Annotated in this window: 17 protein-coding genes and 1 pseudogene; 5 read left to right on the plus strand and 13 right to left on the minus strand. The window is 71.8% G+C overall.

All coding sequences use genetic code 11. From position 1 onward, the window contains the following. Window positions 1-65 precede the first annotated feature (65 nt). The 5 genes from N790_RS09835 to mtnA form a co-directional block, all read right to left on the minus strand. Window positions 66-4973: an alpha-2-macroglobulin family protein gene (locus N790_RS09835; protein ID WP_043803765.1), complete on the minus strand. Its 4908-nt coding sequence runs from the start codon at window positions 4971-4973 to the stop codon at window positions 66-68. A 47-nt stretch (window positions 4974-5020) separates the two neighbouring features. Next, window positions 5021-5809, minus strand: a complete 789-nt coding sequence (locus tag N790_RS09840; protein ID WP_043803767.1) for a hypothetical protein — start codon at window positions 5807-5809, stop codon at window positions 5021-5023. Next, a complete protein-coding gene (locus N790_RS09845; protein ID WP_043803769.1) occupies window positions 5806-7875 on the minus strand; it encodes a PDZ domain-containing protein in 2070 nt (689 codons plus the stop codon). Before N790_RS09845 ends, N790_RS09840 begins: the two co-directional genes overlap by 4 nt. Before the next feature lie 70 nt (window positions 7876-7945). Further along, on the minus strand, window positions 7946-10549 hold the full coding sequence (gyrA, locus tag N790_RS09850; RefSeq protein ID WP_043803771.1) for a DNA gyrase subunit A: 2604 nt from the start codon (window positions 10547-10549) through the stop codon (window positions 7946-7948). Between the two features lie 127 nt (window positions 10550-10676). Further along, window positions 10677-11735 carry an S-methyl-5-thioribose-1-phosphate isomerase gene (gene mtnA, locus N790_RS09855; RefSeq protein WP_043803788.1) on the minus strand — a complete coding sequence of 353 codons (1059 nt, stop codon included), beginning with the start codon at window positions 11733-11735 and terminating at the stop codon, window positions 10677-10679. Window positions 11736-11808: 73 nt separating this feature from the next. Between mtnA and N790_RS09860 the strand changes: the two genes are divergently transcribed. Continuing rightward, window positions 11809-12546 (plus strand): hypothetical protein, encoded by a 738-nt coding sequence (locus N790_RS09860; RefSeq protein ID WP_043803773.1) that lies wholly within the window; start codon window positions 11809-11811, stop codon window positions 12544-12546. 57 nt (window positions 12547-12603) lie between these two features. On the opposite strand, the gene N790_RS09865 is transcribed toward N790_RS09860, so the two are convergent. The 8 genes from N790_RS09865 to N790_RS09900 all read right to left on the minus strand — a co-directional run bounded on the left by N790_RS09865 (window position 12604) and on the right by N790_RS09900 (window position 22227). After that, on the minus strand, window positions 12604-13149 hold the full coding sequence (locus N790_RS09865) for a DUF3011 domain-containing protein (RefSeq protein ID WP_043803775.1): 546 nt from the start codon (window positions 13147-13149) through the stop codon (window positions 12604-12606). Between the two features lie 110 nt (window positions 13150-13259). Further along, entirely contained in the window at window positions 13260-14228 is a 969-nt protein-coding gene (gene epmA, locus N790_RS09870) for an EF-P lysine aminoacylase EpmA (protein WP_043803778.1), read from the minus strand. 43 nt (window positions 14229-14271) lie between these two features. Continuing rightward, the gene (gene ligA / locus N790_RS09875; protein WP_043803780.1) at window positions 14272-16398 is read right to left on the minus strand and encodes an NAD-dependent DNA ligase LigA; all 2127 of its coding nucleotides are present in this window, start codon (window positions 16396-16398) and stop codon (window positions 14272-14274) included. A gap of 7 nt (window positions 16399-16405) precedes the next feature. After that, window positions 16406-17176, minus strand: coding sequence for a cell division protein ZipA (gene zipA / locus N790_RS09880; RefSeq protein ID WP_052385844.1), 771 nt, complete (start codon window positions 17174-17176; stop codon window positions 16406-16408). Window positions 17177-17227: 51 nt separating this feature from the next. Further along, window positions 17228-20725 (minus strand): chromosome segregation protein SMC, encoded by a 3498-nt coding sequence (smc, locus tag N790_RS09885; protein ID WP_043803782.1) that lies wholly within the window; start codon window positions 20723-20725, stop codon window positions 17228-17230. 141 nt (window positions 20726-20866) lie between these two features. After that, on the minus strand, window positions 20867-21106 hold the full coding sequence (locus tag N790_RS09890; protein ID WP_052385847.1) for a BolA family protein: 240 nt from the start codon (window positions 21104-21106) through the stop codon (window positions 20867-20869). 38 nt (window positions 21107-21144) lie between these two features. After that, window positions 21145-21444, minus strand: a complete 300-nt coding sequence (locus N790_RS09895; protein WP_043803784.1) for a YciI family protein — start codon at window positions 21442-21444, stop codon at window positions 21145-21147. Between the two features lie 63 nt (window positions 21445-21507). Beyond that, a complete protein-coding gene (locus N790_RS09900) occupies window positions 21508-22227 on the minus strand; it encodes a 2OG-Fe(II) oxygenase (RefSeq protein WP_052385845.1) in 720 nt (239 codons plus the stop codon). 90 nt (window positions 22228-22317) lie between these two features. Between N790_RS09900 and N790_RS09905 the strand changes: the two genes are divergently transcribed. From N790_RS09905 to rluB, 4 genes and pseudogenes are all read left to right on the plus strand, one after another. Next, the gene (locus N790_RS09905) at window positions 22318-22929 is read left to right on the plus strand and encodes an L-threonylcarbamoyladenylate synthase (RefSeq protein ID WP_052385846.1); all 612 of its coding nucleotides are present in this window, start codon (window positions 22318-22320) and stop codon (window positions 22927-22929) included. Between the two features lie 66 nt (window positions 22930-22995). Further along, complete coding sequence (locus N790_RS09910; RefSeq protein ID WP_084062831.1) at window positions 22996-23898, plus strand: segregation and condensation protein A; 903 nt, start codon at window positions 22996-22998, stop codon at window positions 23896-23898. An 18-nt stretch (window positions 23899-23916) separates the two neighbouring features. After that, window positions 23917-24627, plus strand: a pseudogene (scpB, locus tag N790_RS09915) (SMC-Scp complex subunit ScpB); the annotation flags it as partial. Window positions 24628-24641: 14 nt separating this feature from the next. Continuing rightward, window positions 24642-25731, plus strand: a 1090-nt coding sequence (gene rluB / locus N790_RS09920; RefSeq protein WP_084062834.1) for a 23S rRNA pseudouridine(2605) synthase RluB, incomplete at its 3' end; no start/stop codon positions are given.

Below are 25731 nucleotides of genomic sequence, written 5' to 3' on the forward strand. Positions count from 1 at the left end.
GGGCTCCCCTGCGCCGCCGCGGCTGGGCCAGGAACGGCCCGTGGCCGCCGCGCACCGCGCCGCCCTCAGGGCTCGGACACGGTGACCGTCGCCGGCACCGCGCGGCCGACGCCGCGCAGCTCCGGCCGGTACATGTCCTCCACCTGCGGCGGCGGCACCACGTAGGTGCCCGGCGTCACCGCGCGCACCAGGTAGAACAGCTGCGCGGCCTGGCCCGGGTAAAGCTTGAGCGCGGCCACGTAGCGGTCGTCGCGGTATTCCTCGTGCGCCAGCTCGGCGGCGGCGCCGCGTTCGGACAGCGTGATGCCCTCGATGCTCACGTCGGCCCACTGGTCCGGGTCGGTGAGGTTGAGGTTCTCGATCTCCAGTCCCGCGGGCAGGCGGTCCACCAGCAGCGCGTCGGGCATGGATTCCTTCGCCTCGATGCGCAGCGCCGCCACCAGCACCTGGCCTTCGCGCAGCGGGCCCGGCTTCCACGGCGTGCCGTCGGGGTTGTACCAGCTGCGCTTGACGCTGATGGCGCTGTCGTCGGGCGCCGGCGGCGTGCGCGGGATGCCGGCCACGTCGAGGATGGCGAACACCGGCGCCTCGGCCTCCGGCACGAAGCGCACGCCGGCGGCCAGGTCGCCCATGCCGAGCTCGCGGCCGGCGAGGCGGTCGGGCGTGAGCGGGGTGGTGTCATTGCCCACGGTGAGGCGGCCCGCGAAGGTGCGGCTGCCGTCCAGCGCCAGCGTGCGGCCCAGGCGGGCCAGCGCGATCTGCTCCTGCGTGCTGTACCAGGCATGCTTTTCCGCGCCGCGCGCCTGCAGCGAACGCGAGAGCGCCAGCAGGCGTTCGTCCTGGCCGGGCACCTTGCGCCCGTGCTCGCGCAGCAGGGCCAGCACCAGCGCGTCGTCGCGCAGGTCGGAGCCGTAGTCGCCCAGCCAGCGCGGGCGCTGCGAGGCCTTGGCCAGCGCCTCCTTCAGCGCCACGTCGGCGCGCGCGGCATCGCCCTGCAGCGCCAGCGCCAGGCCCAGGTGCGCCAGCGGCAGGCCGGTGAGCGCATTGCCACGCTGGTTGTCGTGCAGCGCGCGCAGCGTGCCCAGCGGCGCGCGGTTGAGCCTGGCGAGCACGTAGCCGGCGTGGGCCTGGTAGGCCAGGCGCAGGTGGTCGGAGGCGTCGTAGGCGTAGAACGGCAGGCCGCCGGTGAGCAGGTCCTCGTTGAGGCGTTCCAGCGCCTTCTGCAGCATGGCCTCGGGCACCGCGAAGCCGGCGTCGCGCGCGGCCAGCAGGAACTCGGCGATGGCCGGCGTCAGGATGGGCGCGGTGTCGCCGCCGCCCCACATCGAGAAGTGGCCGTTGGCCGCCTGCAGCGCGGCGAGGCGGCTGAACGTGGCTTCCAGGCGCTGCCGGCGCGCGTCTTCGCCCAGGCCGGTGAAACCGAGGCTGGCGGCGGACTTCGCGTCCAGCAGCAGCGCCGCGTGGCCACGGGTGGTCGTTTGTTCAACGCAGCCGTAGGGATAGTCGAGCAGGTCAGTCAGCGCCTGCGCGAACGGAATGGGCGGCTGCGCGGTGAGCGTAAGCCGCGCCTGCACCGTGCCCGGCATCAGGCCGGCCGCCAGCTCGCTGCCCAGCGACAGCGTGCCCCCCGGCGCCACCGACTGCGCCTGGCTGCGCGCCACGCTGCCCCAGGCCGGGCGCACCGGCAGTTCGAAGGAACGGTCCACCGCATGGCCGCCGCCGTCCACCCGCAGGCGCAGCTGGCCGGTGCCGAAGCCTTCGGTGCCGCTGAGCGCGAAGGCCAGCGTGGCCTTCTGCTCCGGCGCCAGGGCGACCGTTCGCTTGCCCGCGGCCACCGCGATGGGCCCGGTGGTATCGAGGCTGACGGCGAAATCGCCCGGCTTGCCGGTGAAGTTCTGCAGGTCGACCGTGACCGTGCTGCGGTCGCCCGGCGCCAGCACGCGCGGCGCGCTGAGCTCGGCCAGCACGGGCGCGCGCAGCACGCTCTCGGCGCTGGCCTGGCCGTACACGTCCTCGCCGAACACCAGCGCGGATACGCGCAGCGTGCCGTTGAAGTCGGGCACGTCCACCGACACCGTCGCGGCACCCTTGGCGTCGAGCTTCACCGGGCCGGCGAACAGGTCCACGGTTTGCACGCGCGCGGTCGGGCGGCGCGCCTGCGGCAGCGCCGGCAGGGCCAGGTCGCCGCCGAAGCGAAGCGTGGCGGTTTCGCCGGCGAAACTTTCGATCACGCGGCCGTACAGGTCGTAGGCATCCACGCCCAGGCGGCGCTGGGCGAAGAAATGCGCGCCGGCGTCGGGCACCGGGAAGCGCGTGATGTTGAGGATGCCCAGGTCCACCGCCGACACCGTGGCCCAGGCGGTCTTGCCCGCCAGCACCGGCGCGGCGATGCGCACGGGCAGGGCCTGGCCGGGCAGCGCCTTCGCCGGCGCCTCGACGGTCACTTCGACGCGGCGATCAGCACGGTCCATCGGCACGTGCGCCACGCCCACGGCGCGCGCCGGCGTGACCTTCTCCACCGCCGAACCGCCGCGCAGCACCAGCGCGGTCACGTACACGTCGTGGCGCTCCCAGTCGGGCGTGACCTCGAGTTCGTAGCTGGCGCCGGGCTTGGCTTCCAGCGGCTGCACGTGCAGCAGGCGGTCGCTTTCCACCAGAAGGAGGCCGGGGCCGGGCTGCGGCGGCGTCACCGTCACCACCAGGCGGTCGCCGGCGCGGTAGGCGGTCTTGTCGAAGGCCAGCTTGACCTTGTCGGGGCGGGCGTCGAGGCCGCGGTTCTGGTTGTCCCAGCTCCAGCCGGCCACGAACGGCAGGCGGGTGAGCAGGCCGGTGGCGGGGTCGAGTACTTCCAGGCGGTATTCGCCCCACTCCACCGGGAAATCCACCCGCGTGCCGCCGTCGGCGCGCACGGACAGTTCCCGGGTTTCCACGGTTTCGTGGCGGGCGGTGTAGTCGAAGGCCCAGCCGCCGTCGTCGCGGCGCCAGTGGTAGTCGCGGATCTCGCGCACCAGGCTCACCTTCAGGCCAGTGGCGGCGGAGAGTTTGCCGGCGGCGTCGCTGCGCAGGATTTCGAAGCCGGCGTTGCCGTTGGCGGGCGCGCCTTCGGCCGGGTCGAACAGCGGGCGCACGCCCACCAGCTGCGGCGCCGGCCAGAGCGTGCGGGTGAGGCTGCGCGTCACCGGGCGGCCGCCGCTTTCATACACGCTGCCGCTGACCACCACGGCCACGGGCGCGCCAGGTTTGGCGGCCTCCTCGGGCAGCGCGAGCGTGGCTTCGAGCTTGCCCTGGGCGTCAAGCGCCTGGTCGAGCACGTCCCTGGCGTCCTTGGGCAGCCCCAGGGTCGGGTCGCCGAAATGGTGGTCGGGCAAGGATTCAACCGGGTGCAGTTCGGGGCTCACCGCCAGCCGCGCGGTGAAGCGGTTGCCGGCCGCGGGTGCGCTGTAGAGATAGGCGGCCTCGACCTGCAGCTTCAGCGCCTCGCCCGGCGCCAGCGCGGGCTGCGCCGCGTCGAGCTGCAGCTTCATGCGCTCGGGCAGGAATTCCTCGATGCGAAGCGAGAAGCCCTGCACCACCTCGCCCGCCCCCGGCGCGGTGCGGAACTCCACCTGCCAGCGGCCGGTGGGCGCCTCCGGCGGCAGCGCCTGGGTCCATTCGTAGTAGCCGCCCTCGCGCGGATCCAGGCGGGTTTCCAGGTAGACCTTGCCGTCGGGCTGCTTCAGGCCCAGGAACAGCGGCTGCGGCTTAACGGCGCGTCCGTCGTGGTCGCGCATCAGGGCCGACACGCGCAGGGTTTCGCCCGGGCGGTAGAGGTCGCGGCCCGACCAGGCGAACACGTCGAACCAGGCCTGCGCGCGCCCCGCCACCGCGAACTCCGACAGGTCCAGCGCCGGCTGGTTGAAGGGCAGCACCGAGACGTCGTTGCCGCTGCGCGCCACCAGCACGTGGCTGGCGTCGAGCGCATAGGCCACCAGCGCGTTGCCGCTGCCGTCGGTGGCGGCCTTCGCCACGACTTCGCCGCCGCGGTCGAGCACCTCCAGCGCCACGTCGCCCAGCGGCGCGCCCGACTGCAGCGAGGCCGTGTGCACGAACACCTGTTCGCCGTAGGCGCGCAGGTGCAGGCCGATGTCGCTGACGAAGAAGATGGCGGTGTCGTAGTCCTCGTTGTAGCCGCCCACGCGCCGCATCAGCGCGAAATACACGCCCGGCGCCTGCAGCTCGGCGATGTTCTGCACCGGCAGGTAGGTGAGCCGGCGCTCGTTCTCGGCGCCGCCGAGCACGAAGCGGTTGAGGTACACCGGGTCGGCCACGCGGGTGATTGCCACGCGGTCCTGCCAGGGGCTGTCGCCCAGGTCCCAGCCGCCGCGGCGGCCGCCGCGCTGGTAGCTGACGAAGAAGTTGGCCACCTCGGCGTCGCGCACGCGCAGGAATTCGACGTCCACCTCGCCCACGTTCACCGACACCACCGGCAGGCCGCGGGTGTCGCGCGCCGGCAGCACGCTGCCCTGCGAGGCGAAGCCGACCGCGGGCTCCACCGGGCCGGTGTTCACCGTGCGGCGCTCTTCGCGGCCCAGCGTCTTGCCGTCGGCGGCGGCAAGCCCGGCGCGCAGCACCACGGTGTAATCGCGGCTGGCCTCGACGTAGGGGAAACGCAGCACCTTGGCGCTCTCGTCGAGCACCCAGCTGCCGGTGACCGGGGCGTCGTTCGCGGCGGTGACGGCGATCAGTTCGTCGAAGGCCTGGCTGGCGGCGAGAGGCTGGGTGAAGCGCAGTTCGATGGCCACCTGGCCGTCGTGGCGGCCATGCCCGGCGCCTTCCAGCGCGAAGCCTTCGATGGCCGGCCGCGCATCCACCGGCGTGGCGCCCTGCAGTTCGGGCACCTGGTTGGCGTCGCGCCGGCAGGCCGTGGAAACGGCCAGCAGCAACGCCAGCGAAAACAGTACCGCCGCGCGGCGGAGGACGGACTTCACGACCATGGCCAGGCTCCCGGGGGACGGGAGCAGTATAGGTCGCCGCGCGGAATTCAGCCCTCGCCGGCGACCGGCAGTTTCGCGGCCTGGGCGGTGGCCGCGGCGACCTTGTCGATCGGGGTCATGCGCAGCACCAGGTCGGCCATGTCCATGCCGACGCCGGTGTTGCGCGAACGCATCATCGAGGCCAGGTCCACGTCCACGTAGCCCATGGGCTTGCCCTCGTGCGAGAAGGCCAGGCCCGGCACGCCGTCCACCAGCAGGCGGAAGGTGGGCGTGTGGGTTTCGCCCAGCACCAGGCCCGGGCGGAACACCGGCACCCCGCCCCACTCGTCCGAGGTGCGCAGCACCGAGAAGAAGGCCATGCCCGGCTCGGCCGGGGTGCCCTGCCCCAGGTCCACGAACGGCAGCTTGCCGGCCGGGTTGCGCACGCGCAGCCAGGCCAGGCCCAGTTCGCCGTCGCGGGTGACCAGGTCGGCCGGCAGCCATTCCTCGCTGTCGGCCAGGCGCACGCGGAAGTCGCTGGACTTGGCCACCGGCGAGGCCTGGCCCGGCGTGCGGTTGCCCAGCGTGCCGAGGTCGAGGCTGATGGTGCGCTCGGGCACCAGCAGCAGGCCGTCTTCGCTCACCAGCACCGCCTGGGTGCGGTCCTCGATGCGCTGCTCGTTGCCGGAGTTGGTCACCGACATCACGAACTTCACCGTCACGATGGCATCGGCGTGGCGCTCGGCCAGCAGCGCGTAGATGGCGCGGTAGTCCTCGAACTCGTCGGGGTGCGCGGCGGACAGCGCCGGCACGGCGGCCAGGGCCAGGGCGAGGACGAGGCGGCGGGCGAAAGTCATGGCGTCTCCGTGAGCCAGTAGCGTTCGAGGTAGAGGATGCGCGTTTCCTGGCCGCGCAGCACCTGCACCGGGATGACCCGGCCGTTGCCCTTGGCCAGCGCCGCGTCGAGCGCGGCCTGCAGGCCGGCGAGGTCGCGGACGTCCTGCTCGCCCAGGCGCACGATCACGTCGCCGCCCTGCAGGTGGGCCAGGCCGGCGGGGCCGCCGGCTTCGACGCCGTCCACCACCACGCCCTGCTGCGAAGCCGGCAGGCGGCGCGCCGCGCGGTCGTAGAAGCCCATTTCGCGGGTCTGGGCGCGCAAGCGGGTGAGCGCCAGCGTGCGCAGCGCCGAGGTGTTGGCCGGCGATTCCGCCAGCGTGACGTCGAAGGATTGCGCCTTGCCGTCGCGGAAGCCGTCGAAGCGCACCTTGGCGCCGATGGCCAGGTCGCGCACGCGCTGGTGGAAGCCGTCGTCGGAATCCTCGTTGGCGGCGCGCAGGGCCACGCCCTCCACCGCCGACAGCAGGTCGCCCACGCGGGCGCCGCCGGCCGCCAGCGGGCTGCCCGGGTAGACGCGGGTGATGCGGAAGCCGGACGCCGGCAGGCCCAGGTCGCGCGCCAGCGTGGCGGTGACCGGCTGCACTTCGACGCCGGCCCAGGCCTTGCCGATCTCGGGCAGCGGCGTGCGCAGCTTGTCGCCGTGGATGGGCGCCAGCAGCGCCACGCGACGCTCGGCCTGGCGCTGGAACTCAACCACCAGCGGCTTGCCGCCGGCTGGCGGCTGGCCGGCGACCGCTTCGAGCGCGGCGTGGTTGGCCACCGGCTGGCCGTTGATGCGGTGGATGACGTCGCCCGGCTGCAGGCCGGGGCGCGCGATGGCCGCCGGGCCGCCGGGGCGCAGGCCGGTGACCAGCAGGCCTTCGGTGGCCTCGAGGTTGCGGCGGCGGCCCATGGCCGGCGTGAGTTCGGCCAGCGATGCGCCAAAGGGCGCGAAGGCGCGCTCCTCGCCGCGGTCTTCGGGCTGGGCCACCGTCTGCAGGCGCACTTCGCGGCGCTGGCCCTCGTGGGCGACTTCCAGGGTGAGCCAGGCGCCCACCGGCAGCTCGGCGATGCGCCGCTGCAGCGCCGGCACGTCCACCGGCTGGCGCGCGGTGATGGCGGCGCCGTCCAGCGACAGGATGCGGTCGCCGGCGCGCAGGCCGGCCTTTTCGGCCACCGAGCCGCGCTCGACGGCATTCACCAGCACGCCCTCGTCCTGGCCCGTGCCCTTGAGCGAACGCAGGCGCAGGCCCAGGTGCGAACGCACGATGCGGCCGTCGGCGATCAGCGCGCGCACCACGTCGCCGGCGTCGGGGCCGGGGATGGCGAAGGCCAGGTCGCCGCCGAAGATCATGCCGCGGGTGTTCACGCCGACGATGCGGCCGGCCAGGTCCACCAGCGGGCCGCCGGAGTTGCCCGGGGCGATGGCGGCGTCATGCTGGATCCAGGCGTAGTAGCGGCCGGTGGGTTCGTCGGCGCCCAGGCGGTCTTCGTAGTCGGCTTCGTCGTCGAACAGCGACACCAGCAGGCGGCGCGGGTTGTTCACCACGCCCGCGCTCATCGAGTTCGACAGGCCCCAGGGCGCACCCATGGCCAGCACGGTGTCGCCGGGGCTGAGGTCGAGGGTGTCGGCGAATTCGGCGTAGGCGAAGGTCTCGGGCTTGGGCGGCAGCACCTGCAGTACGGCCAGGTCGGACAGCGTGTCGGTGCCGACCAGGCGCGCCGGCAGCTCGCGGCCGTCGGCGAACACCACGCGGAAGCTCTTGCCCTTCTGGGTGACGTGGGCGTTGGTGGCCACGTGGCCCTGGGGCGACACCACCGTGCCGCTGCCCGAGGACACGCTGAGCACCGGTTCGCCCTGCTGGAAGTCCTCGCGCACGTTGAGGATGCTCACCACCACCGGCAGCACCTTGTCGCGGGCGGCGGCGATGGTGGCGGCGTCGGTGGAACGCGCGGCGGCGGCCGGCGGTTCGGCCAGGGCCGCCGGGGCGGCGGCTAGCCAGAGGTTGGCGGCGAAAAGGATCGCGCGGGAGCGGGTGGCAGGCATCAGGTCCTCCGGAAGGTCACCGCCCTTAGGGTACAGGCCGCGCGGAAGGTTCCGCGCGGCCCGCCCGGGTTCAAGCTTCCGGCTGGGGCTGTGACGGCTCCGTGGCGGCGTCGCCCTCGTCGGCCTCGGCCTCGAGCACGTCCACGCGCTCGACCGCGATCAGCTTCTCGTCCTCGGCCACGCGCATCAGGGTGACGCCCTGGGTGTTGCGGCCGACCTGGCTGACTTCGGCGGCGCGGGTGCGCACCAGGGTGCCCTGGTCGGAGATCAGCAGGATCTCGTGCTGTTCGGTGAGCTGGATGGCGCCCACCAGTTCGCCGTTGCGCTCGCTGGTCTGCATGGCGATCACGCCCTGGGTGCCGCGGCCCTTGCGCGGGAATTCCGACACCGCGGTGCGCTTGCCGAAGCCATTCTCGCTGGCGGTGAGGATGTCGCCGTCGCCGTCCACTACGATCATGGACACCACCTTGGCGCCCTGGCCCTCGTCGTCTTCCTTCAGGCGCATGCCGCGCACGCCGGTGGCGGTGCGGCCCATGGGACGCACTTCCGATTCGTCGAAGCGCACGGCCTTGCCGTTGCTGGCGAAGAGCATGACGTTGCGGTTGCCGTCGGTGAGCTGCACGTCCACCAGGCCGTCGCCCTCGTCGAGGTTGATGGCCCAGATGCCGGTGGAGCGCGGGCGCGAGTATTCGCTCAGCGGGGTCTTCTTGACGGTGCCGTCGCGGGTGGCGAAGAACACGAAGTGGTCGTCGCCGAACTCGCGCACGGGCAGCACGGCCTGCACCTTCTCGCCTTCCTGCAGCGGGATCCAGTTGATGATCGGGCGGCCGCGCGAGTTCGGGCCGGCGTCGGGCAGCTGGTAGACCTTGAGCCAGAACACGCGGCCGGTGCTGGTGAAGGTGAGCAGGGTGTCGTGCGTGTTCACCACCCACAGGCGGTCGATGAAGTCTTCTTCCTTCACCGCCGTGGCCGAGCGGCCCTTGCCGCCGCGCTTCTGGGCGCGGTAGGTGGTGAGCGGCTGGCGCTTGGCGTAACCGGCGTGCGAGAGCGTGACCACCACGTCTTCCGAGGCGATCAGGTCGAGCACGTCAAGGTCTTCCTCGCCCGGGCGGATTTCCGTGCGGCGCGCGTCGGCGTATTCCTCGCGCAGGTTGCGCAGCTCGGTGCGGATGACCTCGAGCAGCACTTCCGGGTTCTCGAGGATCTCGATCAGGCCGCGGATGACCTCGAGCAGCTGCTTGTATTCGTCGGTGAGCTTTTCCTGCTCCAGGCCGGTGAGGCGGTGCAGGCGCATTTCCAGGATCTGCTGGGCCTGCACCTCGGTGAGCTGGTAGCCATTGGCGAGCAGGCCGACGCCGACCGGCAGGTCTTCCGGGCGCGAGGCCTCGGCGCCGGCCGCGGCCAGCAGCGCGCCGACCAGGCCAGGCTGCCAGGTGCGGGCGAGCATGCGCTCCTTCGCGACCACCGGGTTTTCCGAGGTCTTGATCAGCTCGATCATCTCGTCGATGTTCGCCAGCGCGACCGTCAGGCCCTCGAGGATGTGGGCGCGGGCACGGGCCTTGCGCAGCTCGAAGATGGTGCGGCGCGTGACCACCTCGCGGCGGTGGCGGATGAAGGCCTCGAGCATCTGCTTGAGGTTGAGCACCTGCGGGCGGCCATCGACCAGCGCCACCATGTTGATGCCGAACACCGATTCCATCGGCGTCTGCAGGTAGAGGTTGTTGAGCACCACCTCCGCCGACTCGCCGCGCTTGACCTCGATGTAGACGCGCATGCCGTCCTTGTCGGACTCGTCGCGCAGCTCCGAGATGCCCTCGATCTTCTTTTCCTTCACCAGCTCGGCGATCTTCTCGATCAGGCGGGCCTTGTTGACCTGGTAGGGCAGCTCGGTGACGACGATGGCCTCGCGGCCGTTGTCTTCGTTGATCTCCACCTCGGCGCGGGCGCGGATGCGCACCCGGCCGCGGCCGGTGTGGTAGGCCGCGTGGATGCCGGCGGCGCCGTTGATGATGCCGGCGGTGGGGAAATCGGGGCCGGGGATGTACTGCATCAGGTCGCCGATGCCGGCGTTGGGGTCGTCGATGAGCGCGATGACCGCGTCGATGACCTCGCCCAGGTTGTGCGGCGGGATGTTGGTGGCCATGCCCACCGCGATGCCGGCCGAACCGTTGACCAGCAGGTTCGGGAAGCGCGACGGCATCACCGTCGGCTCGAGTTCCTTCTCGTCGTAGTTGGGCTGGAAATCGACGGTGTCCTTGTCGATGTCGGCCATCAGCTCGTGCGCCAGGCGCGACATGCGCGCCTCGGTGTATCGCATGGCGGCGGCGGAGTCGCCGTCGACCGAGCCGAAGTTGCCCTGGCCGTCCACCAGCAGGTAGCGCAGCGAGAACGGCTGCGCCATGCGCACCAGCGTGTCGTACACCGACTGGTCGCCGTGCGGGTGGTACTTACCGATGACGTCGCCGACGATTCGCGCCGACTTGTAATAGGGCTTGTTGCTGTGCGCGCCCAGTTCGTTCATGGCGAACAGGACGCGGCGGTGCACGGGCTTGAGGCCGTCGCGGACATCCGGGAGCGCGCGTCCCACGATCACGCTCATGGCGTAGTCGAGGTAGCTCTTGCGCATCTCGTCTTCGAGGTTGACCGGGATGATTTCCTTCGCGAGGTCTGCCATTCGTGCTTCCGTTCTCTACGTGCGGGAGGGCGGCGCGAGGGGTCGCGGCGCGCGTGCTTTCAGGGACGTGAAATCATACCAGAAACCACCCCTTGGCGGGGTGGCTTAGACGGCGAAAAACAAGCACTTAGGCCGCGCTTCCGGGTCCGAAAAGCGCGGCCATGCGGGCCGCGTCCGGGCGCTCCACCACGCCCTTCTCGGTGACGATCGCATCGATCAGCCCGGCGGGCGTCACGTCGAACACCGGGTTCCAGGCCTGCACGCCCTCGGCCACGGTGCGGGTGCCGGCCACGGACAGCAGCTCGGCGGGGTCGCGCATCTCGATTTCGATGCCCTCGCCGGCCGGCGTGGCCATGTCCACGGTGGACGAAGGCGCCACCACCATCACCTTCGCGCCGTGGTGGCGGGCGGCGATGGCGTGCGAATAGGTGCCGATCTTGTTGGCGGTGTCGCCGTTGGCGCAGATGCGGTCGGCGCCGACGATGACCCACTGCACCGCCCCGCCCTTCATCAGGTGGGCGGCGGCGCCGTCGGCGATGAGCGTGGCGGGGATGCCGTCCTGCAGAAGCTCCCAGGCGGTGAGGCGGGCGCCCTGCAGCCAGGGCCGCGTTTCGCTGGCGTAGACCCTGGCGATGCGCCCCCCGGCCACGCCGGCGCGGATCACGCCCAGCGCGGTGCCGAAGCCGGCCGTGGCCAGGGAACCGGTGTTGCAGTGGGTCAGCACGCCGCTGCCGGGGGCGATCAGCGCGGCACCCAGCGCGCCCATGCGGCGGTTCGCGGCCAGGTCCTCGGTTTCGATGGCGCGGGCCTCGCGCTCGAGCACCTCGCGCCAGTCGGCGCCGGCCGCGGCCATCACGCGGCGGATGCGCGCCAGCGCCCACATCAGGTTCACCGCGGTCGGGCGCGCGGCCTGCAGCCGGTCCAGCGCCGGGGCCAGCCGCTCCAGCGCCTCGGCGCCGTTGGCGGCCTGCACGCCCTTTCCCGCCAGCACCGCGCCCCAGGCCGCGGAGATGCCGATGGCCGGGGCGCCGCGCACCACCAGGTCGTGGATGGCGCGCGCCACCGCGTCGCTGTCGGCGCAGGCCACGTCCTCGACCACGAAGGGCAGCTTGCGCTGGTCCAGCAGCGCCAGGTGGTCGCCCTGCCAGCGGATCGGGCGGATGCGGTCGTAGCGGTCGAAATCCATGGCGGCGTCCGTGAAGGTCAATCGCCCGAGTTTACCAAGCCGCGTCGCGCAGCCGCCGCGTTATGCTTCGGCCATGGCCAGCCGCCCGACCCGCCGCAAACCCGCCGAGAATCCCGATGCCGGCATCGAGGGCCTGCTGCACGCCGCCTGCGTGAAGGCCGGCGCCGGCGCCGCGCTGCAGGTGTCGCTGGACGTGCTGCCGCTGCTGCGGCCGCTGGTGCCCTCGGGCGTGCGCTTCGCCGGCAGCCGCGAGTCCACCGAAGACATCCAGCGCGGCCTGGTGCAGGCCATCTACCAGCGCTACCGGCTCAAGCCGGCGGCCTGGGAAGTGGAAGGCGTGCTGGCGGTGGCGCAGACCCAGGCCGTGCTCAGCCCGCTGGCCACCCGCGAGGGCCTGCGTGGCCTGCTGCGCGGCTGGCTGCCCGACGCGCTGGCGGCCCCGCTGATGCGCTACACGCCGCTGGAACCGCTGGTCACCGCCACCGTGCGCGCGGTCGCCGAAACCTGGGCCGCCGGGCGCTATGCCGACAGCGTCTGCCGCCTGCGCAAGGCCGGCGCCGACTGGCTGCCGGCGCCGCTGGCCAGCGCGCTCAACCTGGCGCCGTCCACGCTCCGGGCCTGGAGCACCGAGGCGCTGTCGCTGGCGATGCCGCCGCTCAAGCTCGCCACCGCGCTGGGCAGGCAACTGACGGGGCTGGCGTTGCCGGCGAAATCCGCGCCGCCCGTGAAAAAGGCCGCGGCCCGCAAGCGGGCGCCGCGCAAGGCCGCGCCCCCCCGCAAGACCGCCGCGCCGCGCAAACCCAGGGCCTGAAACGAAGGAACCCGGCGCGAAGCCGGGTTCCGTGCGATCGCCTTTCCGGGCGATGCGTCAATACACCACGAAGTCCGCGCGGCAGCCGCGGTCCACCCAGATGCCGCCGCGGCGCAGGCCCCAGCTGTAGCCGTAATCGCAGGGCGAGCGGCTGAGCTGGCGCCGGATGTCGGCTTCGCGCACGCGGCCCGGTACCGGGCAGAAGCGCGAGCGGCCGTCGCGGGATTCGCAGCGCACGATCTGCGGCTCGTTGTAGCCGTAGCCGTAGCCAGGGCGGCCGTCGCCATAGCCCGGTCGCGGGCCGTAACCAGGACGACCGTAACCGCCGCCACCGATCTCGAAACGGGCGCGGCAGCCATGCGCCACCCAGATGCCGCCGCGGTCGTAGCCCCAGGTCCGGCCGAGCACGCAGGCGTTGCGCGAGTACTGGTCGACGATGCGCACGCCGCCGCGGGTGTCGGCCGGGCAGTAACGGTCGCGGTTGTCCTTGGATTCGCAGCGCAGGGTCCGCGGACCATCGTCGTAGTAGTAGCGGTCGTCGGCGCGCGCCACCTGGGGAAGCGCGGCCAGCAGCACCAGCACGGCAAGGATCAGTCGGGTCATCGTCTTGGCTCCGTCACGCCGGCCCGGTGGCCGACGGCTTGAATCTAGGCAGCGGTGCATGAACAAGCGTCCAACCACCCTGCCCGCGGCGCGTCCGGCTCAGAATCGATTCATGCCCGCTCGAACGGGAACGCCACCACGTCGGCCAGCTTGTCGGTGCCCAGCAGCGCCATCATCAGGCGGTCGACGCCCAGCGCCACGCCGGCGCAGTCGGGCAGCTTGGGCAAGGCGGCGAGCAGGCGTTCGTCGATGGCGGGTTCGGCGGCGTTGCGGGCGCGGCGGCGCGCCAGGTCGGCTTCGAAGCGCGCGCGCTGCTCCACCGGGTCGGTGAGCTCGTGGTAACCGTTGGCCATTTCCAGCGGGCCCAGGTAGGCCTCGAAACGCTCGGCCACCGGCGGCTGGCCCGGGCGGATCTTCGCCAGCGCGCATTGGCTGACCGGGTAGTCGTAGACCAGCAGGATGCGGCTGGCCGGGATGGACGGCTGGATGAGGTGGGTCATCAGAAGGTCCAGCCAGTCGTCGCGGGTCAGGCCGGCCGGGTCGATGTCGTACACGCCCAGCGGCGAGCGCAGCTCTTCCTCGGGCGCGGTCATCGGGTCGAAGCCGAACTTGTCGAGGTAGAGCTGGCGGAAGCTGGTGTCGCGCACGGTGGCGCGGCGGCCGGCCAGGGCCAGCGCGGCCTTGAGCAGCTCGGCGGTTTCGTCCATCAGCTGGTGGTGGGTCCAGCCCACGCGGTACCACTCGAGCATGGTGAACTCGGGGTTGTGGCGCGCGCCGGCCTCGCCGTTGCGAAACACCTTGCCCAGCTCGTAGCAGTCGCCGATGCCGGCCGCCAGCAGGCGCTTGAGCGGGAACTCGGGCGAGGTGCGCAGCCAGCGCGTGGCGGCGCCGGCCGACTTCGGGCCCTCGAACTGCAGCGTGAAGCTTTCGATGTTCGGGTCGGTGTTGCCGGCCATGGACAGCACCGGCGTCTCGACTTCCAGCACGCCGCGCTCGGCGAAGAAGCGCCGGATCAGCGCATATAGGTCGGCGCGCAGGCGCAGGGCCTTGGCGGAGGCGGTGGGCTTGCTGTTCTTCATGCGCACACTTTACGCCGGCGCCGGGGCGCCGGGATGACTGGCGTCAAACGGCCTCGTTTCCGGCCAGGAAGGCCAGCAGCCGGGCCTCGTCCCAGACCTCGACGCCCAGCTCGCGGGCCTTGTCGAGCTTGGAACCGGCGGCCTCGCCTGCGACCAGGAAGCTGGTCTTCTTCGACACGCTGCCGGCCACCTTGGCCCCCAGGGCCTGCAGGCGGACGCCGGCCTCGTCGCGGGTGAGCGCGGACAGCGCACCGGTGAGCACCACGGTCTGGCCGGCCAGCGGGCCTTCGGCGGCGCGCTGGGGCGGGCCTTCCGGCCAGTGCACGCCGGCCGCGCGCAGGGCCGCGATGACTTCGCGGTTATGCGGTTCGGCGAAGAAACCGGCGATGCGCGCGGCCACCACCGGGCCGACGTCGGGCACCTCCAGCAGGGCCGCCTCGCCGGCGTCCATCACCGGGTCGAGCGCGCCGAACCAGCGCGCCAGCACGCGCGCGGTGGATTCGCCGACGTCGCGGATGCCCAGCGCGAACAGCAGGCGCTCGAGCGTGGTGGCCTTGCTGGCGGCGATGGCCTCGACCAGGTTTTCCGCCCATTTCGTGGCCACCTTGCCGGCCTTCACGGTCTCGGGCACGGTGCCGTCGCGTTCGTCGGCGCGGCGCTTCATGGCCAGGAAGTCGTCCAGCGTGAGCGCATACAGGTCGGCCACGGTGCGCACGTAGCCGAAGTCCACCAGGTCCTCGATGAAACGCTCGCCCAGGCCTTCGATGTCCATGGCCTTGCGCGAGGCGAAGTGGATGACCGCCTGCTTGCGCTGGGCCGGGCAGAACAGGCCGCCGGTGCAGACGATGGCCGCACCCTCGGCGTATTCGATGCCGCCGGCCTTGGTCTGCTTGAGCACCTTGCGCACGGCTTCGGTGTGGGAGCCGCAGGCAGGGCACGCCGCGGGGAATTCGTAGGCCGGGTTCAGCGGCTCGCCGCGGGCGTCGCGCGGGCGGCGTTCTTCGACCACGCGAACGACTTCCGGGATGACGTCGCCGGCGCGGCGCACGATCACGGTGTCGCCGACGCGCACGTCCAGGCGCGCGATCTGGTCGGCGTTGTGCAGCGTGGCGTTGGTGACGGTGACGCCCGCCACCTGCACCGGCGCCAGCCGCGCCACCGGCGTCAGCGCGCCGGTGCGGCCCACCTGCACTTCGATGGCCTCGACCGTGGTGAGCTGCTCCTGCGCCGGGAACTTGTGCGCGATGGCCCAGCGCGGCGCGCGCGAGACGAAGCCCATGGCCGCCTGCTGGTCCTGGCGGTCGAGTTTGTAGACCACGCCGTCGATGTCGTAGGGCAGCGCGTCGCGGCGCGCGCCGATGGCGGCGAAATAGTCGAGCAGGCCGCGCAGGCCGCGCGCCACCGACACCTCCGGCGACACCGGGAACCCCAGCGCCTTGAGCGCCTGCAGCATGGCGGAATGCCGCGGCGGCACCGCCCAGCCTTCGGTGACGCCCAGGCCGTAGGCGTAGAAACTCAGCGGCCGCGCGGCGGCCAGTTTCGGGTCGAGCTGGCGCAGCGAACCGGCCGCGCCGTTGCGCGGGTTGGCCAGCACCTTGCCGCCGCTGGCGCGCATGCGGGCGTTGTAGGCCTCGAAGCCGGCGCGCGGCATGTACACCTCGCCGCGCACCTCCAGCACCGCCGGGGTGGCGCCGCGCAGGTGCAGCGGGATGGCCTTCACCGTGCGCAGGTTCTGGGTGACGTCCTCGCCGGTGGCGCCGTCGCCGCGGGTGGCGCCGCGCACGAACACGCCGTGTTCGTAGCGCAGGCTGATGGCCAGGCCGTCGAGCTTGGGCTCGACCGAAAACTCCGGCTCCGACACGCCCAGCTCGCGCTCGATGCGGCCGACGAACTCGCCCACCTCCTCGTCGCTGAAGGCGTTGTTGAGCGACAGCATGGGCGCCTCGTGCACCACCTGCTCGAAGCCCGGCAGCACGCCGGCGCCCACGCGCTGGGTGGGCGAATCGGGCGTGCGCAGCGCTGGGTGCGCCTCCTCCAGCGCCTGCAGTTCGCGCAGCAGCGCGTCGTACTCGGCGTCCGGGATGGCCGGGTCGTCGAGCACGTGGTAGCGGTGGTTGGCGTCTTCGAGCAGGCGCCGCAGTTCGGCGGCGCGTTGGGCGACGGCGGTCATGGCGGCGTCAGCGGGTGGTGCGCAGGTCCCACTTGCTCTGCTTGCGGTCGTAGTTGCGCAGGTCCTCGCGGATGTGCGCGATGCGCTGGCGCCCGAGCGCGTTGCGCTCTTCGTCCAGCAGCACGCCGTCGAGCAGTTCGGCCAGGCGCTGGGCCGTGGGCAGCATGGCGTCCCAGGCGTCGAGCGCGGGCAGCGGGCCCGGCAGCGCCATGAAGAAGCTGATGCCCGGCGTGCGCAGGTCCTGGATGTGGGCCATGTCGAAGGAGCCGGGCTTGATGAGGTTGGCGACGCTGAACACCGGCCCGAGCTCGGGGTGGTTGTCCACCAGGCGGTGGAAGATGTTCATGTGCCCGTAGACCAGGCCGGCCTTCTCGGCCGCGACCACCAGGTCGGGGCCGTGGAAGCTCTGGCCGGCGCGCGCCGCCAGGAACAGGCTGACGACCTTGTCGAAGTTCTCGTCCGGGCGGGCGCCGGGCGCGGGCGGGCCGGCCGGCGCGCGGTCCGGAACGGGTTCGCCGGCCAGGGTCTTCTCGAGCAGGTCCAGTTCGGACTGCTGCAGCGGCACGCCGGATTCGGCGGTGCTGGCGTCGGCCTCGAGGATTTCGCGCAGCGTCGGTTCCTGGCGGGTGCCGGGGCCGGCCTCGCGGGCGGGGGCCGGCGTGCGCTTGCCCTGCCCCGGCTTGCGCCGGCTGGTGAAGATGATCACCGCGAACAGGACCAGCGCGGCGACGCCGATGGCGATGCGCAGCAGCGTGGTGTCGCTGAGTCCTTCGAGCATGGTGGATCTCCCTGTTTGCCCGCGGAATGATGCCCGATTTCGGCGCCCGGGTCAGGCGGCGCCGACCAGGCGCGCGGCCTCGGCCAGGTCCACCGACACCAGGCGGCTGACGCCCGGCTCGCGCATGGTGACGCCGGAGAGCTGCTTGGCCGCTTCCATCGTCGCCTTGTTGTGGGTGACGAACAGGAACTGCACCTTCTCGCTCATCTCGGTGACCATCGCGCTGAAGCGGCCGACGTTGGCCTCGTCCAGCGGCGCGTCCACCTCGTCGAGCAGGCAGAACGGCGCGGGGTTGAGGCGGAAGATGGCGAACACCAGCGCCACCGCGGTGAGCGCCTTCTCGCCGCCCGAGAGCAGCGAGATGTTCGACACGCGCTTGCCCGGCGGGCGCGCCATGATGGACACGCCGGTGTCGAGCAGGTCTTCGCCGGTGAGCTCGAGGTAGGCGTGGCCGCCGCCGAACAGGCGCGGGTACAGCTCCTGCACGCCGGCGTTGACGCGGTCGAAGGTTTCCTTGAAGCGGCCGCGGGTTTCGCGGTCGATCTTGCGGATGGCCTCCTCCAGCGTTTCGAGCGCCGAGGTGAGGTCGGCGTTCTGGGCGTCGAGGTAGGTCTTGCGCTCGCTCTGCTCGCCGTATTCCTGGATGGCGGCCAGGTTCACCGGCTCGAGGCGGCGCATCTTGGCGTCGATGTCGGCCACGGCCTTCTGCCAGGCCTCGACCTCGGCTTCGGAGGTAAGCGAAGCCAGCACCTCGTCCAGCGACAGGCCGGCGGCCACGATGGCCTCCGAGAGCTGGCTGGCGCGAAGTTCCAGGGCCTGGTGCTGCAGGCGCTTGGCCGAGATGGCCTCGCGCTGCGACAGGGCCTGCTGGTCGCGCTGCTGGCGCACCTGTTCGTACTTGCGCATCTCGCCCTCGATGCCGTCGAGCGCGGAACGGGCGGCGGCCAGGTCGCGCTCCACCACCACGCGCTGGTCGAGCGCGGACTGGCGCTGGGCCTGCAGGGCCACCACCGGGGCGTCGCCGTCGGCCAGCTGCGCCTGCAGCTCGTTGAGGCGGACCTCGAGCTGGGCCTTCTGGCTGCCCATGCGCGCCAGCGACTGGCTCAGCGCCACCACGCGGGCGCGCTGCGACTCGAGCGTGAGCGCCAGCTGGTGGGCGGCGTCCCGGGCCTCGCGGGCGCTGTTGCGGGCGGCGTCGCGCTGCTCGCCGAGCGTGCGGCGCTGGGCGTCGAGCGCCTGGCGTTCGGTTTCCAGGTCGCCCATCTTCGCCACCGCCTGCTCCAGGCGCGCGCGCGCCTCGCGGGCATTGGCCTGGGATTCTTCCAGCGTGGTGGCCAGGGTGGCCAGTTCGCCGTCGATGCGGCCGACGCGGGCCTGGGCGGATTCCAGGCGGCTCTTCTGGCCCTGCAGCTGGCCGGCCAGCTCGGACACGCTGCGGTGCGCCAGGTACAGCGCGCGCTGGGCGTCCTCGCGGTGCTGCTCGGCTTCGAGCAGCTTGTCGCGCATCGAGGTCAGGCCTTCGTTGATGGCCTGTTCCTTTTTCGCCAGCGCTTCGATTTCGGCGCGCAGCGACTGGATTTCGCGCTCGCGGGCCAGCGCGCCCTGCTGGGCCTCGCCGCTGCGCAGCACGCGCAGCCAGCCCGGGCCCAGCCATTCGCCGGCGCGGGTGACGGCGGCTTCGCCCTCGCCCAGCGCCAGCTGGCGCGCGGTGGCGGCATCTTCCGCGGCATGCACCTTGGCCAGCAGGCGGCGCACGGCGTCGGGGCCCTGCACCTTCGCGGCCAGCGAACCGGCCGGCGCGGCGAAACCGCTGGCCTCGCCGCTCACCAGGGCGACGCGGCCCTGGCCGAGGCTGGCGATGGCGTCGAGGAAATCGGCCGGCGCGTCCACGGTGACGGCCTCGAGCAGGCTGCCGAGCACGGTTTCCACCGCGGTTTCCCAGCCGGCCTCGACCTGCAGCGCCTCGCCCAGGCGGGCATTGCCGTCGATGCCCTGGCCCTTGAGCCAGTCGAGCGCGACGTTCTTTTCCTGGCCCAGCGCGGCGTGCTGCAGCGCCTCGAGCGAGGACAGGCGGCCGCGCGCGGCCTGGCCCTGCTTGCGGACTTCCGCCAGCTCCGACTGCTGCTGGCGCTGCTGCTCCTGCAGGGCGGCGAGCGCGGCCTTGCGCTGCTCGAGCTGCTCGCCCAGGCCGTCCAGGCCGGCCTTCTGGCCATCGTGGTCGGCGGTGAGCTGGGCCAGGGCGGTGGTGATGGCGCTGGTGTCGAGGGTGCCGCGCTCGTTGGCCAGGGCCTCGCGGCGGCGGCCGGCGTCGAGCGCCTGCTTTTCCAGGTATTCGATCTTGGTGCGTTCGACCTCGGCCCAGCGCGCGGCCTCGGCCTGCGCCTTGGCGTAGGCGTCCCAGCGCTGCTGCCAGTCGTGCAGCGCGGCCTCGGCGGCCTTCAGCGCTTCCTGGCGGCCGCCGTCCTGCTCGCGCAGGGTGGCCAGCTGCGGCTCGGCGGCGGCGATGGCGTTGTGCAGTTCGGCCAGCTGGCGCTCGTCGCCGCTGATGTGTTCGCCCACCTGCGCGAAGGCCGCGTCGGCCTCGGCGCGGGCGGTTTCCAGGCGCTGGCGCAGTTCCTTCTGGTGCTGGATCTGCTGCTCGATGCGGGCCAGTTCGCCGCCGACGCGGTAGACCTCGGCCTGGGCCTTGCCCAGCGCCTCGCTGGCTTCGCCGTGCTGGCTGCGGCAGGCCTCGATCTGGGCCTCGGCCTGGCGCTGGTCGGCCAGCAGCGACTGCAGCTTGATCTCGTCCTGGGTCAGCGCGTCGTTGAGCGACTTGAGGTCGGCGTCGTAGCGGCGGAATTCCAGCGCCTTGAGCTGGGCGTCCTTGTTCAGGCGCTCGGCCTGCAGCGCCTGGTACTGCTCGGCGGCGCGGGCCTGGCGCTTGAGGTGCTCGAGCTGCTTGTCCACTTCCTCGCGCAGGTCGCCCAGGCGGTCGAGGTTCTCGCGCGTGCTCTTGATGCGCGACTCGGTTTCCTTGCGGCGCTCCTTGTACTTGGAGATGCCGGCGGCCTCCTCCAGGTACACGCGCAGGTCCTCGGGCTTGGCCTCGATGATCTGGCTGATCATGCCCTGCTCGATGATCGAGTAGCTGCGGGCGCCCAGGCCCGTGCCCAGGAACAGGTCGGTGATGTCGCGGCGGCGGCAGCGCGCGCCGTTGAGGTAGTAGTTCGACTGGCCGTCGCGGCTGACGCTGCGCTTGACCGAGATTTCCGCGTAACGGGCGAATTCGCCGCCGATGCTGCCCTCGGAATTGTCGAAGATGAGTTCGACCTGGGCCTGGCTGACCGGCTTGCGCGCCGAGGAGCCGGAGAAGATCACGTCGGTCAGCGAATCGCCGCGCAGGCGGCTGGCCGAGCTTTCGCCCATCACCCAGCGCACCGCGTCGATGATGTTGGACTTGCCGCAACCGTTCGGACCGACGATGCCGGTCATGTTGGTCGGCAGGTGCATCACCGTGGGGTCGACGAAGGATTTGAAGCCGGACAGCTTGATGGTCGAAAGGCGCATCGGTTCTGGGTTCTCAGTCGGCCGGCCAAACGAGCCGGCCACGGGGCACGGGGGTGTCCCAAGTCATTGATTCGATTGGCTTATCGCGGTCCCCACGCCGCGGCCGTGGGCCAGTATAGCAGCGCCCCGGCCGCACCCCGCCTAGGTTTCGTCGGGGGTGCGGGCGTGGATGGACAGGGCGTGGATGTCGCTCTGCATCAGGCTGCCCAGCGCCGCGTAGACCTTGCGGTGGCGGGCCAGCGGCGGCAGCCCGGCGAAGGCCCGGCTGACGATGGCGACGGAAAAATGGCCGCGCCCGTCGCGGGCGCCGGCGTGGCCGGCATGCTTGTGGCTGTCGTCCACCACTTCGAGCTCGGTGGGCGCCAGCGCCGCCTCGAGCATGGCCCGGATGGCGGCGGGCCGTTCCTCGCGCGGCAGGCTCACGGGAGCACCGGCCGGAACGGCCGGACCTCGACGCGCACGTAGACGCCGGCGGCCAGGTAGGGATCGGCCTCGGCCCATTCGCGGGCGGCGGCCAGGTCGGGGAATTCGGCGACCACCAGGCTGCCCGTGAAGCCGGCCGGGCCCGGGTCCTCGGCGTCGATGGCCGGCAGCGGGCCGGCCAGCTTCAGCCGGCCCTGCGCCGCCAGCGCCTGCAGGCGCGCGAGATGGGCCGGGCGCGATTCAAGCCGCGCCGCGAGCGAGTTTTCCCTGTCCGTTCCAATGATGGCGTACCACATTGGCGACCCCTGTTTCGCCAAGACGGGAACCATTATGGCCGAACAACGCGGCCGCCGGCACCCTCAGTCCAGGTGCATGCCCTTGTAGCGGGTGTTGTGGGGTTCGCGAACCTCTTCCGCCGGCCGCGACGCCGTGTAGTAGTACATCGCGATCGAGCGTCGCCAGACGCCCTCGGGCGTGGCCAGCGGCGCCGGGTGGCCATGGAAGGTATCGCTGCGGGTATTGAAGACGACGGCCCGGTTGAACACCGGCGCGATCGACCTGACCCGGTGCGAGGCGTCGGTGGCCCAGAGCTCGAGGTCGCCGAGGTATTCGGGCTTCCAGCTTTCGTTGAAATAGATGAGCAGGTTGATGCGCCGGTGCACCTGCAGCGCCGGGTGCCAGTTGAAGTCGGCGTGCACGCCCAGGTGCCCGCCCGGGCCCACCAGGTGCACGCCGCCGCCGAGCAGGTGCGGGTCGGGCAGCAGGTGTTCGATGCCGGTGAGTTGCCCGAGGAAGCGGATCATCGGCGCCGAATTGAGCTCGTGCAGCGCGCGCACCACCGTTTCCGGCAGCACGTCCTCGCGCGAGGTGGCCAGCTTCATCTCGAAGCCGGTGGCGGCGTAGCGGTCCCAGGGGATGTCGTCGCCCGGGCCCGGGATGGCCGCCGAAATCGCCCGCGCGGCTTCGGGCCGCAGGAAATCGTCGATGACCAGGTGCGGGAAAGGGTCGGCGGCGGCATAGGCCGCGCGCTCGCGGGCTGCCAGCGCATCGAGGCGGGCCGGGTCGAAGATGAAGTCCATGCGCGAACGATAGAGCGTGGCCGCGACCCGTGTCGAACGCTACCGCAAGGCCGCCCGCGACAGGCACAATCAGGCATGGCAGAACGCTTGATGCTCCACCCGGTCACCCCGCAGCAGCGCCTCGTGGACAAGGCGGTGGCGATCCTCAAGGCCGGCGGCCTGGCCCTGGTGCCCACCGACGCGGGTTATTCGCTGGCCTGGTGCCTGGAGTCCCGGGAGGCCGAGGAACGCGTGCAGCGCCTGCGCGAACTGGACAGCCGGCACCCTTTCACCTTACTCTGTCGGCAATTGAGTGAGGCCGGCCGCCTGGCCCGGCTCGACGATCGGGCCTTCCGGCTGATGCGATCGCTGACCCCGGGGCCATGCACGTTCATCCTGCCGGCCTCCCCGGATTTACCCAAGCGCATCAAGAACGCGGGTCGCAGCAAGCGCCGGGACATCGGCATCCGCCTGCCCGACCACGGCGTGACCCGGATGCTGCTGGAGTCCATCGGGGAACCCCTGTTGTCCACCAGCCTGGTGCTGCCGGACGAAGAACACCCGAACAGCCACGAGGCCGAAGAAGTGGCCAACCGTTGGTTGCGTTGGGTTGACGTGATGCTGGACGCCGAGGACTGCGAGCCCGGCCCGACCAGCATCGTGGATTGCACGGGCGACGAACCCGTGGTCGTGCGCCAGGGCTTCCACCCCGTGGCGCTGTGACACCGACATTCCGGGCCCGGGGGGCCCCCGCTCGATGAGAGCCACGAACCTTTGCACGAGCCTTCGATGAGCGAACCCGCCGCGCCCGAAACCGAGCGCCCGGCCTTCCCGGCCCAGCCCCAGCAGCAGGAAATGCCGCTGGCGGTCTACAAGGGCCAGCCGGTGCTGCAAATGCCGCAGGACCTGTACATCCCGCCGGACGCGCTCGAGGTCATCCTCGAGGCCTTCGAGGGGCCGCTGGACCTGCTGCTGTACCTGATCCGCCGCCAGAACCTGGACATCCTGGACATCCCCGTCGCCGAGATCACCCGGCAGTACGTGGACTACATCGGCGTCATGCAGGACCTGCGCTTCGAGCTGGCGGCCGAATACCTGGTCATGGCCGCCATCCTGGCCGAGATCAAGTCGCGCATGCTGCTGCCGCGCCCGCCGGCCGAGGAAGGCCTGGAGGCCGACCCGCGCGCCGAGCTGGTGCGCCGCCTGCAGGAGTACGAGCGCTTCAAGAAGGCGGCCGAGGACATCGACCAGCTCGACCGCCTCGATCGCGACACCAGCCTGGCCAGCGCGCACGTGCCCGACCGCACCGTGTCGCGCCAGCCGCCGCCGGTGGACCTGCGCGAAATGCTGATGGCCCTGCGCGACGTGCTCAAGCGCGCCGAGCTCTACACCCACCACGCCATCCGGCGCGAGGCGCTGAGCGTGCGCCAGCGCATGGGCGAGGTGCTCAGCCGGCTCTCGGACCGCCAGTTCCACGGCTTCGAGACCCTGTTCAGCGCCGAGGAAGGCCGCCTGGGCGTGGTGGTCACCTTCCTGTCGATCCTCGAGCTCGCCAAGGAGCAGCTGCTGGAGATCGTGCAGGAAGCGCCGCTGGCGCCGATCTACGTGAAGTCGCTGGCCGCGGGCGAAGGCCCCGGCGAAGAAGACCTCCCGGAACCGACCTCCGACGGCGCCGACGCGCCGAACGACTAACCCACGAACCGCGAGTCCATGGACCAGACCCTGATCCGACAGATCGTCGAGGCCGCCCTGCTGGCCGCCCCGCAGCCCCTCACCCTGGCCCAGCTGGCCGGCCTGTTCCCCGAGGACGAGCCCGCGCCGGCCGGCAGCATCGAGCAGGCCCTCGCCGAGCTGCAGGAGGAAAGCGCGAACCGCGGCGTCGAGCTGGTCGAGGTGGCCTCGGGCTTCCGCTTCCAGGTCAAGGCCGACGTGCACGCCTGGGTGGCGCGCCTGTGGACCGAGCGCCAGACCAAGTACACCCGCGCCACGCTGGAAACCCTCGCGCTCATCGCCTACCGCCAGCCGATCACCCGCGGCGAGATCGAGCAGATCCGCGGCGTGGCGGTGAACACCAACACCATCAAGCAGCTCGAGGAACGCGAGTGGATCCGCGTGGTCGGCCACCGCGACGTGCCCGGCAAGCCGGCGCTGTTCGGCACCACCAAGGCCTTCCTCGACTACTTCGGGCTCAGGAGCCTGGACGAACTGCCGCCGCTGGCCGAGCTCAAGGACATCCCCGAGCTCGAGCCGCAGCTGCCCTTCGACACCCTGCCGCCGGCCGGCGTGGCGAATGCCGCGATGGCGCACGACCTGGCCGAAGCCGGCGCCGACGCCGACGACGCTGAAGAAACCCCAGAAACCAACGACGCCGTCGAGACGACGACCGCCCCTTCCACCGATGAGGCCGGCGACGACGCCGCGCCGGAGCACACGCAATGAGCGACACCCGCAAAGTCCTTTCCCTGAAGGCGAAAGGCAGCGAAAACTCTTCCACCAAGATCGAGGAGCGCCTGCACAAGGTGCTCGCGCAGGCCGGCCTCGGTTCGCGCCGCGCCCTCGAGGAACGCATCGCCCAGGGCCTGGTGAAGGTCAACGGCGAAGTCGCCCAGACCGGCCAGTCGGTCAGGGGCGGCGACCGCATCGACATCGACGGCAAGACCTTCGTCGCCACCGCGCTCACCGAGCCGGCCAGCGTGCTGCTCTACAACAAGCCGGAAGGCGAAGTGACCACGCGCGAGGACCCCGAGGGCCGCCCGACCGTGTTCGAAGCGCTGCCGCGACTCAAGGGCGCGCGCTGGATCGCGGTGGGCCGCCTGGACATCAACACCACCGGCCTGCTGCTGCTGACCACCGACGGCGAGCTCGCCAATGCGCTGATGCACCCGTCGAGCAACATCCAGCGCGAGTACGTCTGCCGCATCCACGGCGAAGTGCCGGATGCCGTGGTCGACCGGCTGGCGCGCGGCGTCGCGCTCGACGACGGCCCGGCCAAGTTCGACGAGATCGAGCGCATCGGCAGCTCCGACTCGCATGCCTGGTTCCGCGTGGTGCTGTCGGAAGGCCGCAACCGCGAAGTGCGCCGGCTGTGGGAATCGCAGGGGTACCAGGTGAGCCGCCTCAAGCGCGTGCGCTACGGTTCGATCCCCCTGCCCCGCCTGCTCAAGCGCGGCCACTGCGAGGAACTGCCGCAGGCCGAGGTGCAGAAGCTGCGCGCCCAGTTCCAGCTCGAGAACAACCCGCCGGTGCTGACCCTGCAGCCGGTGATCGGCCAGCGCAAGTCGCGCCCGACCGAAATCCGCGTCGGCAAGGACCGCAAGCAGGCGTCGTACGTCAACGGTTCCATCGACGACGAGGCCCGCGAGCTGCGCCGCTTCGACCACGTGCGCGAAGAGCCGCGCGGCCGTGGCCGCGGCCGCCCCGGTGGTGGCGCCGGCAAGCCGTTCGCGGGCAAGGGCAAGCGTGGCCCGGGCAAGCCCTTCAGCGGCCCGATGGGCACCGACGCCCCGGCCGGCGCGCGCCCGGCCC

Origin of the sequence: Arenimonas malthae CC-JY-1, from assembly GCF_000747075.1 — a bacterium.
Classification (GTDB): domain Bacteria; phylum Pseudomonadota; class Gammaproteobacteria; order Xanthomonadales; family Xanthomonadaceae; genus Arenimonas; species Arenimonas malthae.

Excerpts from the sequence above, each read along its gene's own strand:
- N790_RS09835 (WP_043803765.1), bottom strand. The coding sequence starts at position 4,973 with ATGGTCGTGAAGTCCGTCCTCCGCCGCGCGGCGGTACTGTTTTCGCTG.
- N790_RS09840 (WP_043803767.1), bottom strand. The coding sequence starts at position 5,809 with ATGACTTTCGCCCGCCGCCTCGTCCTCGCCCTGGCCCTGGCCGCCGTG.
- N790_RS09845 (WP_043803769.1), bottom strand. The coding sequence starts at position 7,875 with ATGCCTGCCACCCGCTCCCGCGCGATCCTTTTCGCCGCCAACCTCTGG.
- gyrA (WP_043803771.1), bottom strand. The coding sequence starts at position 10,549 with ATGGCAGACCTCGCGAAGGAAATCATCCCGGTCAACCTCGAAGACGAG.
- mtnA (WP_043803788.1), bottom strand. The coding sequence starts at position 11,735 with ATGGATTTCGACCGCTACGACCGCATCCGCCCGATCCGCTGGCAGGGC.
- N790_RS09860 (WP_043803773.1), top strand. The coding sequence starts at position 11,809 with ATGGCCAGCCGCCCGACCCGCCGCAAACCCGCCGAGAATCCCGATGCC.
- N790_RS09865 (WP_043803775.1), bottom strand. The coding sequence starts at position 13,149 with ATGACCCGACTGATCCTTGCCGTGCTGGTGCTGCTGGCCGCGCTTCCC.
- epmA (WP_043803778.1), bottom strand. The coding sequence starts at position 14,228 with ATGAAGAACAGCAAGCCCACCGCCTCCGCCAAGGCCCTGCGCCTGCGC.
- ligA (WP_043803780.1), bottom strand. The coding sequence starts at position 16,398 with ATGACCGCCGTCGCCCAACGCGCCGCCGAACTGCGGCGCCTGCTCGAA.
- zipA (WP_052385844.1), bottom strand. The coding sequence starts at position 17,176 with ATGCTCGAAGGACTCAGCGACACCACGCTGCTGCGCATCGCCATCGGC.
- smc (WP_043803782.1), bottom strand. The coding sequence starts at position 20,725 with ATGCGCCTTTCGACCATCAAGCTGTCCGGCTTCAAATCCTTCGTCGAC.
- N790_RS09890 (WP_052385847.1), bottom strand. The coding sequence starts at position 21,106 with ATGCTCGAGGCGGCGCTGGCGCCCACCGAGCTCGAAGTGGTGGACGAC.
- N790_RS09895 (WP_043803784.1), bottom strand. The coding sequence starts at position 21,444 with ATGTGGTACGCCATCATTGGAACGGACAGGGAAAACTCGCTCGCGGCG.
- N790_RS09900 (WP_052385845.1), bottom strand. The coding sequence starts at position 22,227 with ATGGACTTCATCTTCGACCCGGCCCGCCTCGATGCGCTGGCAGCCCGC.
- N790_RS09905 (WP_052385846.1), top strand. The coding sequence starts at position 22,318 with ATGCTCCACCCGGTCACCCCGCAGCAGCGCCTCGTGGACAAGGCGGTG.
- N790_RS09910 (WP_084062831.1), top strand. The coding sequence starts at position 22,996 with ATGAGCGAACCCGCCGCGCCCGAAACCGAGCGCCCGGCCTTCCCGGCC.